16 protein-coding genes are annotated in these 15,067 nt (G+C 72.7%); 10 read left to right on the top strand and 6 right to left on the bottom strand.

The window, feature by feature from the left end; all coding sequences use genetic code 11:
* Nucleotides 1–20: 20 nt before the first annotated feature.
* Genes hisN through aroA form a run of 3 tightly spaced genes read right to left on the bottom strand, consistent with a single transcriptional unit; the run spans nucleotide 21 to nucleotide 3,302 of the window.
* Nucleotides 21–839 carry a histidinol-phosphatase gene (gene hisN / locus ACLQ25_RS02875; RefSeq protein ID WP_425728773.1) on the bottom strand — a complete coding sequence of 273 codons (819 nt, stop codon included), beginning with the start codon at nucleotides 837–839 and terminating at the stop codon, nucleotides 21–23.
* 28 nt (nucleotides 840–867) lie between these two features.
* The gene (rsgA, locus tag ACLQ25_RS02870) at nucleotides 868–2,031 is read right to left on the bottom strand and encodes a ribosome small subunit-dependent GTPase A (RefSeq protein WP_425728771.1); all 1,164 of its coding nucleotides are present in this window, start codon (nucleotides 2,029–2,031) and stop codon (nucleotides 868–870) included.
* Nucleotides 2,001–3,302: a 3-phosphoshikimate 1-carboxyvinyltransferase gene (aroA, locus tag ACLQ25_RS02865; protein ID WP_425728769.1), complete on the bottom strand. Its 1,302-nt coding sequence runs from the start codon at nucleotides 3,300–3,302 to the stop codon at nucleotides 2,001–2,003. The genes rsgA and aroA overlap by 31 nt, the downstream gene beginning before the upstream one ends.
* Before the next feature lie 102 nt (nucleotides 3,303–3,404).
* On the opposite strand from aroA, the gene ACLQ25_RS02860 reads away from it, so the two are divergent.
* The 5 genes from ACLQ25_RS02860 (at nucleotide 3,405) to rsrA (ending at nucleotide 6,774) form a co-directional block, all read left to right on the top strand.
* A complete protein-coding gene (locus ACLQ25_RS02860) occupies nucleotides 3,405–4,115 on the top strand; it encodes an SOS response-associated peptidase (RefSeq protein ID WP_425728767.1) in 711 nt (236 codons plus the stop codon).
* A 195-nt stretch (nucleotides 4,116–4,310) separates the two neighbouring features.
* Nucleotides 4,311–4,703 (top strand): WhiB family transcriptional regulator, encoded by a 393-nt coding sequence (locus tag ACLQ25_RS02855; protein ID WP_355050539.1) that lies wholly within the window; start codon nucleotides 4,311–4,313, stop codon nucleotides 4,701–4,703.
* A gap of 75 nt (nucleotides 4,704–4,778) precedes the next feature.
* Nucleotides 4,779–5,441 (top strand): alpha/beta family hydrolase, encoded by a 663-nt coding sequence (locus tag ACLQ25_RS02850; RefSeq protein WP_425728765.1) that lies wholly within the window; start codon nucleotides 4,779–4,781, stop codon nucleotides 5,439–5,441.
* Nucleotides 5,442–5,657: 216 nt separating this feature from the next.
* On the top strand, nucleotides 5,658–6,485 hold the full coding sequence (locus ACLQ25_RS02845) for a sigma-70 family RNA polymerase sigma factor (RefSeq protein ID WP_425728763.1): 828 nt from the start codon (nucleotides 5,658–5,660) through the stop codon (nucleotides 6,483–6,485).
* Between the two features lies 1 nt (nucleotide 6,486).
* Nucleotides 6,487–6,774 carry a mycothiol system anti-sigma-R factor gene (rsrA, locus tag ACLQ25_RS02840; protein WP_355050536.1) on the top strand — a complete coding sequence of 96 codons (288 nt, stop codon included), beginning with the start codon at nucleotides 6,487–6,489 and terminating at the stop codon, nucleotides 6,772–6,774.
* A 122-nt stretch (nucleotides 6,775–6,896) separates the two neighbouring features.
* Here the strand turns inward: rsrA and ACLQ25_RS02835 are convergent, their stop codons facing one another.
* A complete protein-coding gene (locus ACLQ25_RS02835) occupies nucleotides 6,897–6,971 on the bottom strand; it encodes a 50S ribosomal protein bL37 (RefSeq protein ID WP_369752275.1) in 75 nt (24 codons plus the stop codon).
* Between the two features lie 209 nt (nucleotides 6,972–7,180).
* Here ACLQ25_RS02835 and ACLQ25_RS02830 point away from each other — a divergent pair, with 209 nt between their 5' ends.
* Nucleotides 7,181–7,402, top strand: coding sequence for a biotin/lipoyl-binding carrier protein (locus tag ACLQ25_RS02830; protein ID WP_007464729.1), 222 nt, complete (start codon nucleotides 7,181–7,183; stop codon nucleotides 7,400–7,402).
* Nucleotides 7,399–7,908 carry a GNAT family N-acetyltransferase gene (locus ACLQ25_RS02825; protein ID WP_425728760.1) on the top strand — a complete coding sequence of 170 codons (510 nt, stop codon included), beginning with the start codon at nucleotides 7,399–7,401 and terminating at the stop codon, nucleotides 7,906–7,908. Before ACLQ25_RS02830 ends, ACLQ25_RS02825 begins: the two co-directional genes overlap by 4 nt.
* A gap of 11 nt (nucleotides 7,909–7,919) precedes the next feature.
* Here ACLQ25_RS02825 and ACLQ25_RS02820 read toward each other — a convergent pair whose 3' ends face one another.
* Nucleotides 7,920–8,531 carry a TetR/AcrR family transcriptional regulator gene (locus tag ACLQ25_RS02820; RefSeq protein WP_425728758.1) on the bottom strand — a complete coding sequence of 204 codons (612 nt, stop codon included), beginning with the start codon at nucleotides 8,529–8,531 and terminating at the stop codon, nucleotides 7,920–7,922.
* Nucleotides 8,532–8,641: 110 nt separating this feature from the next.
* Here ACLQ25_RS02820 and ACLQ25_RS02815 point away from each other — a divergent pair, with 110 nt between their 5' ends.
* Nucleotides 8,642–10,222 carry an MDR family MFS transporter gene (locus ACLQ25_RS02815; protein ID WP_425728756.1) on the top strand — a complete coding sequence of 527 codons (1,581 nt, stop codon included), beginning with the start codon at nucleotides 8,642–8,644 and terminating at the stop codon, nucleotides 10,220–10,222.
* 64 nt (nucleotides 10,223–10,286) lie between these two features.
* Here the strand turns inward: ACLQ25_RS02815 and ACLQ25_RS02810 are convergent, their stop codons facing one another.
* On the bottom strand, nucleotides 10,287–12,116 hold the full coding sequence (locus ACLQ25_RS02810; RefSeq protein WP_425728754.1) for a tetratricopeptide repeat protein: 1,830 nt from the start codon (nucleotides 12,114–12,116) through the stop codon (nucleotides 10,287–10,289).
* 181 nt (nucleotides 12,117–12,297) lie between these two features.
* Between ACLQ25_RS02810 and ACLQ25_RS02805 the strand changes: the two genes are divergently transcribed.
* Both ACLQ25_RS02805 and ACLQ25_RS02800 read left to right on the top strand, forming a co-directional pair.
* The gene (locus ACLQ25_RS02805; protein WP_425728955.1) at nucleotides 12,298–13,329 is read left to right on the top strand and encodes an SIS domain-containing protein; all 1,032 of its coding nucleotides are present in this window, start codon (nucleotides 12,298–12,300) and stop codon (nucleotides 13,327–13,329) included.
* A 30-nt stretch (nucleotides 13,330–13,359) separates the two neighbouring features.
* A complete protein-coding gene (locus ACLQ25_RS02800; RefSeq protein WP_425728752.1) occupies nucleotides 13,360–14,955 on the top strand; it encodes a histidine kinase N-terminal domain-containing protein in 1,596 nt (531 codons plus the stop codon).
* Nucleotides 14,956–15,067 lie beyond the last annotated feature (112 nt).

The following is a 15,067-nucleotide window of genomic DNA, read 5'->3' as shown; positions in this document are numbered from 1 at the left end:
AGGATAGAGGTTGTCGGCAGTCAGCGCTCGGCTGGTTGATCCAGACGGGCGAGGATGTCGGCGTGCAGCACACCGTTGGTGGCCACCACGCTGCTCTCGGTGCCGGGCTCGCCCGTCGGCGCGGGTCGACCGGTCAGATCGGTGATCGTGCCGCCCGCCTCGGTGACGATCGGCACCAGCGCCGCCACGTCCCACAGGGACAGTTCCGGCTCGACCATCACCTCCAACGCGCCCTCGGCCAACAGCATGTAGCCGTAGAAGTCGCCGTATGCCCGGCTGCGCCAGCCGGCGCGCAGCAGGTCGAGCAGCGCGTCGAGCCGCCCGGCGTCCTCCCAGCCGGTCAGCGACGAGTAGCAGACGCTCGCGTCGCCGACGTCGCGTACCGCCGAGACCCCGATCCGCTCGCCCGCGTCAGGGCCGGGACCGGCGTACGCGCCCGCGCCCGCGCTCGCCCACCAGCGCCGTCCCAGCGCGGGGGCGGACACCACGCCGACCGCCGGCCGGTCACCGTCGTACAGCGCGATGAGGCTGGCCCACACCGGCACCCCACGGACGAAGTTCTTGGTGCCGTCGATCGGGTCGACGATCCAGCGGCGGCCACCCGGCTCGGTGGCCGGCCGCGCGCCGTACTCCTCACCGAGCATCCCGTCGGCGGGCCGGTGCTCGGTCAGCAGCGCCCGGATCTCCCGCTCCACGGCGGTGTCCGCGTCGGAGACCGGTGTCAGGTCCGGCTTCGTGTCCACCCGCAGGTCGAGCGCCCGGAACCGGGCCGTGGCGATGGCGTCGGCGCGGTCCGCGAGCAGATGGGCGAGGGCGAGGTCGTCGGCGTACCCGGTCATGCCGGCAACCTAGCCGACGTCCACCGGGTCACTCGTCGGGCCCGCGCCGGTCGTCCTCGCCGGGCCCGCGCTGGTCGCTGTCGCCGCGCGCGTCGCTGTCGCCGGCCCGGGAGGCCAGCAACCGGCGGTACGACGCCAGCCGGCGCGGGTCCGCCTTCCCGGCGGCCACCCAGGCGTCCAGCCCGCAGTCGGCCTCGTCGGCCGTGTGCGGGCAGTTGGGCGGGCAGTCGACGGTGCCCTCCACCAGGTCGGGGAACCCGTGCAGCAGGCTGTCGGCGGAGACGTGCGCCAGCCCGAAACTACGGATGCCCGGGGTGTCGATGATCCACCCGGGGTCGGTGTCGACGCCGGGAACCGGTGGCAGCCGCAGCGCCACCGCGCTGGTGGAGGTGTGCCGGCCCCGACCGATGGCGCTGACCACCCCGACCGCGCGCGCGGCGTCCGGGACGAGGCGGTTCACCAACGTCGACTTGCCCACCCCGGAGTGCCCGACCAGCACCGACACCCGGCCGCTGAGCAACGCGCGCAGCGCGCCCAGGTCGGCGTCGGGACGGTTGAGCACGTACGGCAGCTCCAGTTCCGTGTAGTAGCCCAGCACCTCCTCCGGGCCGGCCAGGTCGGCCTTGGTGAGGCAGAGCAGCGGGTCGACGTCCGCGTCGTACGCGGCCACCAGGCAGCGGTCGATGAACCCGGTGCGCGGCGGCGGGTCGGCCAACGCGCTGACGATCACCAACTGGTCCGCGTTGGCGACGACGACACGTTCCAACCGGCCCTCGGCGGTGGTCTCGTCGTCGTCGGCCGTGCGGCGCAGCACCGAGCGGCGCTCGGCGATCCGGACGATGCGGGCGAGAGCGCCCTGCGCGCCGGAGGTGTCGCCGACGAGGCTGACCCGGTCACCCACGACCACCGACTTGCGGCCCAGTTCCCGGGCCCGCATCGCGGTCACCGTCGGCAGCTCGGCCCCCACCACGCCGCGCTCGGCGCCGGACAGCACGCACTGGTAGCGCCCTCGGTCGACGGCGATGACGAAGCCGTCCACCGCGTCGTTGTGCTGGGGTCGGGTGCGCGTACGCGGGCGCGACGACTTCCCGGGCCGGACCCGTACGTCGTCCTCGTCGTACTCCCGCCGCTTGGTCGCCAGGACCTGTCCTCTTTTCCGCGTCAGCTCTTGCCGGTCACCATCGCTGACCATAGTGCCGGGAACTCGGGCATGGTCTTGGAGGTACAGCCGACGTCGTCCACCTCGATGCCGGGAACGGCGAGCCCGGCCACCGCGGCGGCGTGCGCCATGCGGTGGTCGTGGTAGGTGCGGAAGACCCCGCCGCGCAGCGGCCGGGGCCGGATCGCCAGGCCGTCCGGCGTCTCGGTGACGTCGGCCCCGAGCGCGGTGAACTCCTGCGCGAGGGCGGCGAGCCGGTCGGTCTCGTGGCCGCGGATGTGCTCGACGCCGGTGAAGACCGAGGGCGAGTCGGCGAGCATGGCCAGCGCGGTCAGCACCGGGGTCAGCTCGCTGACGTCGGAGAGGTCGGCGGTCAGGCCGTGCACCACGCCGGTGCCCCGGACGGTCAGCCCGTCGGTGGAGAGGGTGACCTCGCCGCCCATCCGCTGCAGCAGCGAGCGGAGTTGCTCGACCGGTTGGGCGCTGCGGTGCGGCCAGCCCTGAAGGGTCACTTCACCGCCGGTGACCAGGGCGGCGGCGAAGAACGGCACCGCGCCGGAGAGGTCCGGCTCAATGTCCCAGCCGCGCCCGCTGAGCGGGCCGGGCTCGACGGTCCACACGTCGGGGGTGCTGTCGTCGACGGCGGCGCCGGCGGCCCGCAGCATCTGCACGGTCATCCGCAGGTGTGGCGCGGAGGGCACCGGCGGGCCGACATGGCGTACCACCACGCCCCGGTCGAAGCGCGGGGCGGCCAGCAACAACGCGGAGACGAACTGGCTGGACACGGACGCGTCGATCGTCACCTCGCCGCCGGTGACCCCGCCGGTGCCGAGCACGGTCAGCGGCAGGCTGCCGGTGCCGGCGACGTCGATCCGAACGCCCAGCGAGCGCAGCGCGTCGACCAGCCGGCCGAGCGGGCGGGTGCGGGCGTACGGGTCACCGTCGAAGGTGACCTGCCCGTCGGTCAGGCCGGCCACCGGCGGCAGGAACCGCATCACGGTGCCGGCCAGCCCCACGTCCACGTGGGCGGGGCCGACCAGCGGGTGCGGCCGGACCAGCCAGCGCTCGTCGTCACTGATCGAGACGTGCGCGCCCATCGCGCGCAGACCGGCGGACATCAGCTCGGTGTCCCGGGCGCGCAGCGGCTCGGCCAGGGTCGACGGCCCGGCGGCCAGGGCGCTGAGCACCAGGGCCCGTGCGGTCATCGACTTGGAGCCGGGTAGGCGCAGCGTCGCCGCCACCGGGTCGGACGCGGTCGGTGCGGCCCACGGCTGTGGCGGCCGGGTCGCGGTCAGATTCCCCACGATGACATTCTGCCCTGTCGGCGGGTGGGTGACGTCGACCGGCTTGCGTGCTCCCGGTTGGCGGGACAGCAGGCGGGGCCCCCGGCGGGTTAGCGTGAGCGCATGTGCGGCAGGTATGCGACGACCCGGGGCGCCGGTGAGCTGAGCGCCCTGTTCGAGTCGTCCGACGACACCGACGGGGTGCTCCGGCCGGATCACAACGTCGCGCCCACCGATCGCGTCCCGCTGGTCCGGCTCAGCCCCGAGGGGCACCGCAGCCTCTGCGTCGCCCGCTGGGGTCTGCTGCCGCACTGGTCGCGGTCCGCCGCCGGCGCCGCCCGCATGATCAACGCACGGGCCGAGACGGTGGCGACCAGCCGGGCGTACGCCGGGGCGTTCGCCCGCCGCCGGTGCCTTGTCCCGGCGGACGGCTGGTACGAGTGGGTCCGCCGGCCCGATGGCGGCCGGCAGGCGTACTTCATGACCCCGGCCGACGGCTCGGTGCTCGCCCTGGCCGGTATCTGGTCGTTCTGGGAGTCCGGGGCGGAGAGCCGGCTCACCTTCAGCGTGCTGACCACCGCGGCGCAAGGCGATCTGGCCGAGGTGCACGACCGGATGCCGGTGCTGCTGGCCCCGGAGCGGTGGTCGTCGTGGCTGACGCCGTGCGACGAGCCGGAGCGTCTGCTCGCGCCCGGGTCGTCCGACCTTCTCGCCGGGTTGGAGATCCGCCCGGTCGGGCCGGCGGTGGGCGACGTGCGCAACGACGGCCCGGAGTTGACCGCTCGCGTGTCCGTTCCGTCAATGTCGTCCCCACCGGAGTTGACCCTGTTCTGAGAATGAGAGGCATCGTCGAGCGCCGATTTGCCAGGTTCTGATCGATTCGTCGCCTGGCCGTTCAGCCATGTTCTTGAAAGCCTCTTGTCCCCGTGTCCGAAAGTGCGATACAACACAGCGCCGGTAGTGGCTGTCGGTTCGCACGGGGCGGACGACTTCACCGATCCTGCCGGTCCCACGGGGGAGGTGGGTGAAATGACACGGGCGCGTATGCCCCGCCCGCACGAGGTGGCTGCGGCACGCAGAGATCCGCGGCTGCTGCGGGCTCTGCGGGAACGTCGACAGGACGAAGCGTGGCGCACCAGAGGGACGTGCCAGAGCGTCGATCCGGAGACGTTCTTTCCGGCACCTAACGAACCGGCGGACGCCGCCGTCGCACTCTGCCGCAGTTGCGACGTGCAGGGCTCCTGCCTGGCATGGGCGTTGGAGGTCGGCGACTGTCACGGCGTCTGGGGGGCGACCACACCGCGCGAGCGGCGGGCGATGCTCGTCGCGTGGCGCGGCGAGGTCGAACCAGACCCGGACGCGGTCGACGACGCCGGCCCTCCGGTCCGCGACCGCCTACTCACGCTGGTGCCGCTGAGCTGACCATCGCGTGCCGCTGAGCCGACCAGCGCGGCGAACCGATCCCGGTGACCGGCCCGGTCGGCGCAGAATGGGCCGGTGCTGCCCAGCGAAGAGATCGACACCCCGCGCGGTCCGGCGCGGATCGACACCGACCCACCGGTCGGTCCGACCGTTGCGCCGGGCCGTGCGGCCGGCGTCGCGACGGCTCGCGCGCCGGCCGCCCTGTTGGCGCTCGGCCACGGGGCGGGCGGCAGCGTGGACGCCCCCGACCTGCTCGCGGTTCGGGACGCGGCGGTCACGGCCGGCCTGACGGTGGTCCGGGTGACGCAGCCCTACCGCGTCGCCGGCCGTCGCGCGCCGGCCCCCGCCGGGCACCTCGACGAGGCGTGGACGGCGGTGCTGGCCGCGCTGCGCGAGCGGCACACCGACGTACCGACCCTCCTGGTCGGTGGCCGTTCCAGTGGCGCGCGGGTCGCCTGCCGGACGGCCGGCGCGGTCGGCGCGGCCGGCGTCCTCGCGCTGGCCTTCCCGCTGCACCCGCCCGGCAAGCCGGAGCGGTCCCGGGCCGCCGAACTCGCCACCGGCCTGCCGACGCTCGTCGTCAACGGCGACCGGGATCCGTTCGGCGTGCCCGGGTCCGGCCCGGGCGTGCAGGTCGTGACCCGGCCGGGGGAGACGCACGACCTGCGACGCGACCCGGCCGGCACGGGCGAGGTCGTCCGCGACTGGTTGCGCTCCCACGGTTGGACAGCCGACTGACCTCAGGGACCGTTTCCGCCGCTGGGCACGGGTCGTTGCATCCGATGGTGCCGCCCGCCCGAACCGGACAGGTGTCACCAGTCCTCCCAGGCCCTTCCTGGTCCCAGCGCCGGCGTCCCCGGGGCCGGGACCAGGAACGGGAGAGCCGGACGGAATGCCCCAGTGGTCATCTCGCGTTACTAACCCCGGACGACTTTTCTGCGAGGGGGGTGACCGGTGCCGACCGAGACACGAAGCCTGGAACGGGACGAGCGGGACGCCCGGCAGCTACGGCGGCTGCTGGATGGCCCGGACTGGCCCGTGACAGCGGGACCGGGCGGGGCGGGTGCGGTGAGCACGAGCACACCGGCCGGAAGTGAATCTGTGGGCAGGTCCGTGCGCGTATCCTCGGCGGGAAAGCATCCGACGCGAGGGGATGTGCGGTTGACCACCGAGAAGACGGACGAGCGCAGGGCCCGGTTCGAACGGGACGCGATGCCATTCGTCGATCAGCTCTACGCTGCTGGGCTGCGCATGACGCGCAACCCGGCGGATGCCGAGGACCTGGTCCAGGAGACGTACCTGAAGGCGTACGCCGCCTTCCACCAGTTCGAGCAGGGCACGAACCTGAAGGCCTGGCTCTACCGGATCCTGACCAACACCTACATCAACTCCTACCGCAAGCGGCAGCGCCAGCCGATCCAGGCGCCGACCGAGGAGATCACCGACTGGCAGCTCGCCGAGGCCGAGTCGCACACCTCCAGCGGTCTGCGTTCGGCCGAGACCGAGGCTCTGGACCGGCTGCCGGACAGCGACGTGAAGGAGGCCCTCCAGCAGTTGCCGGAGGAGTTCCGCCTGGCTGTCTACCTGACCGACGTCGAGGGCTTCTCCTACAAGGAGGTCGCCGACATCATGGGCACGCCGATCGGCACCGTGATGTCGCGTCTGCACCGCGGCCGTCGTAATCTGCGCAAGCTGCTCGAGCAGTACGCCGCGGAGCGGGGCTTCAGCCCGGCCCGGTCCGCGAAGGGCTCGACCGCTGCCGCTGCCAGCCGGGAGGTGTGACGTGAGCTGTGGAGAGCCGCACGAGACGGACTGCCGCGAGGTGCTCGCGGAGGTATACCTCTACCTGGATCTCGAGTGCGCCGACGAGCGGCGCGCGCTGATCCGGCACCACCTCGACGAGTGCGGGCCGTGCCTGCGCGAGTACGGGCTCGAGCAGGAGGTGCGGGCGCTGGTCGCGCGTTGCTGCGGCAACGAGACCGCGCCGGACCAACTGCGTGAGCGGCTGCGGGTGAAGCTCACCGAGCTGGTGGTCTTCGAGACGAGCGATTCCCGCGAGCTGGCCGACTGAGCGTCGGCGCACGAAGCACACATACGCCGGTGGCCCGGGTCGATACCGACCCGGGCCACCGGTGCACCCGGCCTCGGCCGGGGGGAGCTGACCGTCGACGGGCTGTCGGCCCGTCGGCACGTTCAGGAGTTGGGGCGCTTACCGTGGTTCGCGCTGCTCTTCTTCCGGGCCTTCTTCTTCCGGGCCTTCTTCGCCATGCTGACCTCCTCGTGATGGGTCGGATCCGTCTCGCGCGGCCTCGCGCCGGTTGCACCCACCGGCCGCCCGGCGTCGGGTCCGACCCGCTGATGGTAGTGCGACCGACACCCCGTCCCTGCCGCCGGGGCCGATCCGCGCCGCTGCCCACCCATGCCCCAGCCTCGCGTGATTGGATACGTCGGCAGGTACATCGCGAAAAGGGAGGGCCGTGGACATGGCCGAGGAGATCCGCGCCGAGATGGTGGCGAACGTCTGGAAGGTCGTCGCGTCGGCGGGCGACACCGTGTCCGAGGGCGACACCCTGGTGATCCTCGAGTCGATGAAGATGGAGATCCCGGTCGTCGCGGAGGCCGACGGAGTGGTCCAGCAGCTCGCCGTCCACGAGGGCGACGTCGTGCAGGACGGCGACCTGATCGCGGTGATTGGTTGACCGGCCTGCTGGTCCGGCTCGCCGACCCGGCCGACTTCCCGGCGGTCGCCCGACTGACCGTGGCCGCGTACGAGGCGGATGGTCAGCTCAAGGGCGAGCACGGGTACGCGGCGGTACTGGCCGACGTGTCGACCCGGGCCGCCGCCGGCGACGTGCTGGTCGCGGTGGACGAGTCGACCGGATCGGTGCTCGGCTCGGTGACCTTCGTGCTGCCGGGCACCCCGTTCGCCGAGCTGTCCGGGCCGGGCGAGGCGGAGTTCCGCATGCTGGCCGTCGACCCGGCCGCCCAGGGGCGGGGTGTCGGCGTGGCGCTGGCGCGCGCCTGCGTCGACCGGGCCACCGGGCTGGGCTGCACCGCCGTCGTGATCTGCGTCCGCGCGGGGATGGCCGTGTCGGCCCACCGGCTGTACGAGCGTCTCGGGTTCGTGCGGACGCCGGACAAGGACTGGTCGCCGACGGCGGGAGTGGCCCTGCTCGGCCTGCGGCTGGAGCTGCCCCGCGGCTGACCGTCGGCCGGTCAGCCGCGAGCGTTGGCCGGGCTGGTCGGGGTGGCGTCCCCGTCTCGCGGAGTGCCGATCGCGGCCAGCAACTCGTCGGCGACCTCCAGCGCGAGCCGGCGGCGTTCCTCGTCCGTGATGCCCGGCGCCCGTACGGCGAACCAGCTCGTGTGCACGGCGAAGAGGGACAGCGCGGCGCGGAGTTGGGCGGCGGGAGAGTCGTCGCCGCGGCAGAGCGCGTTGGCGAGCTGCATCATCCGGCCACGCATCTGTTGCCCGGAGGAGAGGCTTTTGAACACGGTCTGGTTCTGCTCGAAGAAGCGCATCACCGAGGGCATGTCGCCGCCGAACATCGTGTCGGCGTAGCGGGAGATCAGCTCGCGCCGGGTCTCCAGGGTCGCCGGCTGTGACTCGCTCCAGGCGGTCAGCGCGTCCATCTGGTCGAGCCGATCCTCCACGAAGCTGGCGACGATGTCGTCCTTGCTCTTGAAGTGGTAGTAGAGCGCGGCCTTCGTGACGTTGAGGCGTTCGGCGATCTCCCGCAGCGAGGTCTTCTCGTACCCCTGCTCGGTGAAGAGCTCCAACGCGACGGCCTTGATCCGCTCTCGGGTGCCGCCTGTGCTCTCCCTCACCCACGCCCTCCAATTCGTTTGACCGCGTGTTGGTATCCAACTTACCGTGCGGCTAGTAAGGTAACTAGCCGGGCGGCAAGTAAGTACGACAAACCTCGGGGGGCTTACCCATGACTCAGGCAACCCAGGCCGATGTGCGACCCAATGTACGGGTCGTGCTGTTCGGGCTGATGATCGCGATGATGCTCGCGATGCTCGACAACATGATCGTCAGCACCGCGCTGCCGCGGATCACCTTCGAGTTCGGCGGCGCCGGCCACTTCACGTGGATCGTCACCGCGTACATCCTGGGTACCACGGTCTCCACGCCGATCTGGGGCAAGCTCGGTGACCTCTACGGTCGCAAGACGGTCTTCCTGACCTCGGTGGTCGTCTTCCTGGTCGGGTCGGCCCTCTGCGGCATGGCCGGCTCGGCGATGTTCGGTGGCGTCGACAAGGGCATGATCGAACTGATCGCCTTCCGGGCCGTCCAGGGCCTCGGTGCGGGCGGTCTGATGGTCGGCGTGATGGCGATCATCGGTGACCTGGTCCCGCCCCGCGAGCGCGGGCGCTACCAGGGCATGATCGCCGGCATCATGGCCATCGCCATGGTGGCCGGCCCACTGGTCGGCGGCTTCATCACCGACAACCTCTCCTGGCGGTGGGCGTTCTACGTCAACCTGCCGCTGGGCGGCATCGCGCTGCTCGTGCTCATCACGACCATGCACCTGCCGAAGTACCGGACCGAGCACCGGATCGACTGGCTCGGCGCCGGCCTGCTCTCGGTGGGCATCACCGCGGTCGTCCTGATCACCACGTGGGGCGGCAACGAGTACGACTGGGTCTCGCCGCAGATCTTCGGGCTCGCCGTGCTGGCCCTGGTGACACTGGTGGCGTTCGGCCTGGTGGAGCGCCGGGTCCCGGAGCCGATCCTGCCGCTGGGGCTCTTCGCCAACCGCAACTTCGCGCTGATCTCGGTGATCGGTTTCCTGCTGGGCTTCGCGATGTTCGGCGCCATGAACTTCCTGCCGCTGTACCAGCAGACCGTGCAGGGGGCCTCGGCCACCAACAGCGGTCTGCTGCTGCTGCCGCTGATGTTCGGCATGCTCGTCGTCTCGCTCGTCATCGGCCGGGCGATCACCAAGAACGGCAAGTACCGCGCGTACCCGATCATCGGCGGCGTGGTGATGGCCGGCGGCATGGCCCTGCTGTCCATGCTCGACGTCACCACCAGCAAGCTGACGTCCTCGCTCTACATGGTCGTGCTCGGCGTCGGCATGGGTTTCCTCATGCAGACCTCGATGTTGATCGCGCAGAACAGCGTCGAGCAGAAGGACCTGGGCGCGGCGAGCGGCGCGGCCACGTTCTTCCGGTCGATCGGCGGCTCGTTCGGTGTGTCACTGTTCGGCGCGATCTTCGCCAACCGACTGGCCGACTCGGCCGCCGGCAGGGCGCTCAGCGGTGGCGGCGAGGGCGAAATGAACCTGGAGAAGCTCAAGGACCTGCCCGCCCAGGCGCGTGAGCTGGTGCTCGGCGGTCTCGCCGACGCGATCTCGCACGTGTTCCTCTGGGCCGTGCTGTTCACCGTCGTGATCCCGGTGCTCGCCTGGTTCATCAAGGAGATCCCGCTGCGCACCGCCAACGAGGCGCCGGCGCAGGCGACACCGGAGGAAGAGGCCGAGGTCGCCCTCGGCAAGGCCCCGGTGGCCTGAACCTCCCCCGAAGAAGCGCCCCGCCGAAGATCGGCGGGGCGCTTCTCGCGTGTGCGCGGGACACTCAGCGTCGGTGGGTCAGGCGCTGCCAGAGACGGCGTAGCGGGTTGCGGGGGCGGGGAAGGCGGGGGGCCCGCTCGCCGAGCATCCGGACGGCCAGGGCCGTGGTGGCCGGATCAACGGCCGGGGCGGCCAGCGCGAGGTGGGCCAGCGAGGTCGCGATCGGCACCGGCCGCGTCTGGGCCACCGCCGCCACGTCGGCCAACCGCTCCGCCACCACCCGGGCCACGTCCGACCGCGCCGCCGGGTCCACCCAGGCGGCGGTGACCAGGGCGAACAGCGCCGCTTCGGTGACCCAGTCCTCCACGCCCCAGACCAGGTCGAGCAGCACCTGTCGTCTCGTCGAGCCGTGCCAGGGCTCGTCGGTGCGCTGGTGCAGCAGCCCCAGGCAGGCCCACACCTGAACGGCGCGTACCCAGATCGACGGATCCTGCGCGGCCAGCAACCGGCCCAGCGCGTTGGCCGGCGGGGCGGGCGGACACACCAGCAGCCCGAGCAGGTCGTCCACGTCGAGACCGGCCAGACCCACCGCCGCGTCGTAGGCGGCCGGTGGGTGCGGCCACGCCGGTTGGGCCACCTGACCGATCCGCTCGACCGCCACCGCCGACGGGCCGGGAAGCGCCGGCGTCGGCAGGTGCCCCGTGAAGGTCCAGAGCCGCCGCGCGGACGCGCGCCGGGGCTCGCGCGGGTCCGGCTCGACCGCGCCCTCCACCTCGATGTGCAGCCCGGGGGCCACGGACGTAACCGTCCGCAGGGCGCTCGGTGGGGCTGCCGCCGTGAGGTGTACGACGCCGCCGATGCCGTTGTCGTCGTCGGCGACCGCCTGGCGCATCGCGTCCACCAGGGGCCCGCCGGCCGGCGTCAGTTGCCCGAGCCAGGGCCGCGCACGACAGCACTGGGCCAGGTCGCCGTGCTCGTGACTGTCGTCCGGGTGGTCACGGATGAAGTCCGCGAGCGCGACCAGGTGGGACACGTCGCCGTCGCGCAGGTGCCGCAGGCGGTGCGTCGTGTGCACCGCGCAGTCGAACGTCGGGTCCCGGGCCAGCGCCCGCTCGGTCCACTCCAGCGCGTCGTCGAGCCGGCCGATGTCTGCCAGGGTGCCGGCGATGTCGGCATAGACGGCCAGGTCGTCGGGGTCCAGGTCGACCGCCCGATACAGGGCCGCGAGGGCGTCGCGCGTCCGGCCCGCGCTGCGGTACGCGTACCCGAGCCAGACCTCGCCCATCTTCGACGGCTGGCTCCGTACCCCTCGGCTGGCCCAGCGGATCGCCAGCGCGACCTCGCCGAGACGCCGGGCCAGCGCGGACGCCGCGCCCAGCAGCGTCCCGTTCTCCGGATGGACGGTGACGGCGTTGCGGGCCAGCGTGAGGTACGGCGCGAGGGCGGCCCGGCCGGCGCGCGGCACCGGGTCGCCGAGCGCCGCGCAGACCTGCATGAGGACGCGGGCCAGGCGGTCCGGGTCCAGTCGTTCGGCCAGTTCGGGAGCGGTCACCCACGGCACGCCCGCCCACTCGGCGCCGGGCGCGTGGCCGGTCGCGGCGGCGAGCAGTTCCAGCCCTTCGGCGGGGCGGCCGGCGGCGGCCAGTAGGTGGGCACGGGCGACGACCGCGCCCACGAAGGTGTGGTGGTTGATCGGAAAGAGGTCGAGGCCTCCTCCGTCGGCCGCGGCGAGGCGGGCGAGCGTCTCGTGCACCTCGGGCAGGGTGGGCGCTCGTGCCAACGCGCCAGCGAGGTGGCGGGCGGCGTGGTGGAGGTCACCCTCGTCCAGTGCCAGCCGGGCCAGGGCCAGCTCCTCCGTCGCGGAGAGCGCGGGGTTGTCCCTTCCCTCGGGCACGGTGTCCTCTCGTCGCAGTTTCTCGGCGGGGCCAGCGTAGTTGATATTGAGATGATCAAGTGATCAACTGCGCACTCCTGCTCGAATAATTGCTCTGGCCAGCAGAAGGGTGCAAGACTGAGCAGGAAACGCGCGGCAATCGCGCAGGAGGGGAGTGTCCGTGTCACGTGCAGGGTCCGGAATGGCCGCCGACATCGACGAGCAGCCGGCCGGTTACGCGCGCCTGCTCGACACCGCCAACGCGGCGGCGATCGCCCGGGTGGCCGCCGTCGTCGCCGAGCGTCGACCTCGGCACGTCGTCTTCACCGCCCGGGGCACCTCCGACCACGCCGCCCTCTACGGGGCGTACCTGACCGAGATCCGGCTCGGCCTGCCCGCCGGGCTCGCCTCGCCGAGCGTGGTCACCCTCTTCGGCGCACGCCCCGACCTGTCCGACGCCCTCGTCGTCGGGGTCAGCCAGAGCGGTGGCTCGCCCGACCTGGCCGAGGTGCTGCGCGCCGCGCGGGCCTCCGGCGCGCTCACCCTCGCGGTGACCAACGCCCCCGACTCCCCGCTTGTCGAGACGGCCGAGCTGAGCATCGACATCGCCGCCGGGCACGAGCGCGCGGTGGCGGCGACGAAGACGTACACCGCCGAGCTGCTCGCCCTGCTGATGCTGGTGGAGGGCATCAAGGCCGGCGACGGCGTACTCCCCACGGCGGAGCGCGAGGCGCTCGCCGCGCTGCCCGACCTGGCCGCCCGCACCCTCGCCGACGACACCCCGGCCCAGCTCGCGCCGCGTTACCGCTTCGCCCGCCAACTCGTCACCACCGGCCGGGGGTACGCCTACCCGACCGCCCGCGAGGCGGCGCTGAAGCTGATGGAGACCTCGTACCTGCCGGCGCTCGCCTTCTCCGGCGCCGACCTGCTGCACGGCCCGCTCGCGATGACCGACCCGGAGGTCCCGGTCCTCGCCGTGGTCGGCTCCGGCCCCGGCGGCCGGTCGATGGGCGAGGTGCTGCCCCGACTCGGCGAGCGCCGCGCCGACGTGGTGGTGGTCGGCTCCGCCGACGTGCCGGGCACCGCGCGGCTCGCCGTCCCCGAGGTCGACGAGCGGTACGCCCCGCTGCTGGACATCCTGCCGTTGCAGCGCCTGGCGCTGGCGTTGGCGCTCACCCGCGGGGAGGACCCGGACGCGCCGCGCGGGCTGAAGAAGGTCACCGCGACGATGTGAGGCGCGGCGCGGCGTGGCACCCTGGTCACCGTGTCCACGCTGCGCGACCTCGCCGAGGAGCACACCCACCTCCGTCCGGCCGACATCGACCACCTGCACCGGATCGCCGGTGACTGGCAGTTGCTCTCCGACCTGTCCTTCGCCGACCTGCTGCTCTGGGTGCCGGTCGACGCCGACGGCACGTTCCTCTGCGTCGCCCAGGTGCGCCCCACCACCGCGCCGACCGCCTACCAGGACGACCAGGTGGGCCGGATCATCGGCGGCTCGGAGGTGGCCCACCTGGCGGTCGCCTACTCCCAGGGGCGGATCTGGCGCGAGGGCGACCCGGTCTGGTACGGCGACGTGCCCGCCCGGCACGAGGCGATCCCGGTCCGGCTGCGCACCGCCGACGGCGAGGCCGGCGAGGTGATCGCCGTGGTCGGCCGGGACACCAATCTCTCCACCGCGCGAACGCCCAGCCAGCTCGAACTCAACTACCTGACCACGGCCGACGACCTCGCCCAGATGATCGCGGACGGCACCTTCCCGCCGCCCCGGCACCCGGGCGAGACAACGTCCGCGCCCCGCGTCGGTGACGGCCTGGTACGCCTCGACGCCGGGGGCAAGGTCACCTACGCGAGCCCGAACGCCCAGTCGGCGTACCGGCGGTTGGGTTACGCCTCGCACCTGGTGGGTGAGGACCTGGCGGCGTTGCACCGCCGACTGGCCGGCGACCCGCTCGACGGCGCCGAGGCGGCGACCGGGATCCTGGCCGCGCTGCGTGGCGAGGCCCCGCCCCGCCGGGAGATCGACGCGCGCGGGGCCACGATGCTCACCCGGGCGCTGCCGTTGATGCCCGCCGGCGTACCGATCGGCGCGCTGGTGCTGGTGCGGGACATCACCGAGGTCCGCCGCCGGGATCGGGCGCTGATCACCAAGGACGCCACCATCCGGGAGATCCACCACCGGGTCAAGAACAACCTTCAGACGGTGGCCGCGTTGCTGCGGTTGCAGGCCCGCCGGGTGTCCATGCCGGAGGCCCGGGTGGCCCTGGAGGAGTCCGTCCGCCGGGTCGCCTCGATCGCCCTCGTGCACGAGACACTGTCGATGTCCAGTGACGAGGCGGTCGAGTTCGACGGCATCGTCGACCGGGTCGCCAGCGCGGCGACCGAGGTCGCGGCGACCGAGGTGAGCGTCGGGATGCGCCGCCAGGGCAGCTTCGGGGTACTGCCGGCCGAGATCGCCACGTCGCTGGTGATGGTGCTCAACGAACTGCTGCTCAATGCCGTCGAGCACGGCTTCCCACCGGCGGACGAGGCGGACGAGCCGATCGCGAGCGCGGCTGCCTCGGGCCTGGTGCCGGTGGCCGCACCCGAGGTCGATCCGTCGCTGCGACCCGAGGTGGTCGTCTCGGCGCACCGGTTCCGCAAGATGCTGCACGTCTCGGTGACCGACAACGGACGCGGGCTGCCGCCCGAGTTCGACGCCGAACGCGGCAGCCGACTCGGCCTCCAGATCGTCCGGGCACTGGTCACGGGGGAGTTGCGCGGCACCATCGAGCTGCGCGCGGGCGTCAACGGAGGCACCGAGGCGTTGCTGGTCGTCCCACTGGGCCGCAGCGCCTCGGACGGCCGCTCCCAGGGCTGAGCGGCCCGCTGCCGGCGGCCGCTATCAGGGGCTGAGTAGCCCGCTGCCGGGGGGCCCTTCCGGGAGCGGAGATGTGGATGAGCGTGATGCCGGTGAGTCATCTTGATGACTC

This window comes from Micromonospora sp. DT44, assembly GCF_049841635.1.
In the GTDB taxonomy this organism is placed as follows: domain Bacteria; phylum Actinomycetota; class Actinomycetes; order Mycobacteriales; family Micromonosporaceae; genus Micromonospora.
The sequence above is the reverse complement of the archived record's forward strand: the minus strand, read 5'-3'. Positions and strand labels throughout refer to the sequence as shown.

Bases quoted from the DNA above. Each gene is read 5' to 3' on its own strand.
- rsgA (WP_425728771.1), bottom strand. From the start codon at position 2,031: ATGGTCAGCGATGGTGACCGGCAAGAGCTGACGCGGAAAAGAGGACAG.
- ACLQ25_RS02860 (WP_425728767.1), top strand. From the start codon at position 3,405: ATGTGCGGCAGGTATGCGACGACCCGGGGCGCCGGTGAGCTGAGCGCC.
- ACLQ25_RS02815 (WP_425728756.1), top strand. From the start codon at position 8,642: ATGACTCAGGCAACCCAGGCCGATGTGCGACCCAATGTACGGGTCGTG.
- ACLQ25_RS02805 (WP_425728955.1), top strand. From the start codon at position 12,298: ATGGCCGCCGACATCGACGAGCAGCCGGCCGGTTACGCGCGCCTGCTC.
- hisN (WP_425728773.1), bottom strand. From the start codon at position 839: ATGACCGGGTACGCCGACGACCTCGCCCTCGCCCATCTGCTCGCGGAC.
- ACLQ25_RS02855 (WP_355050539.1), top strand. From the start codon at position 4,311: ATGACACGGGCGCGTATGCCCCGCCCGCACGAGGTGGCTGCGGCACGC.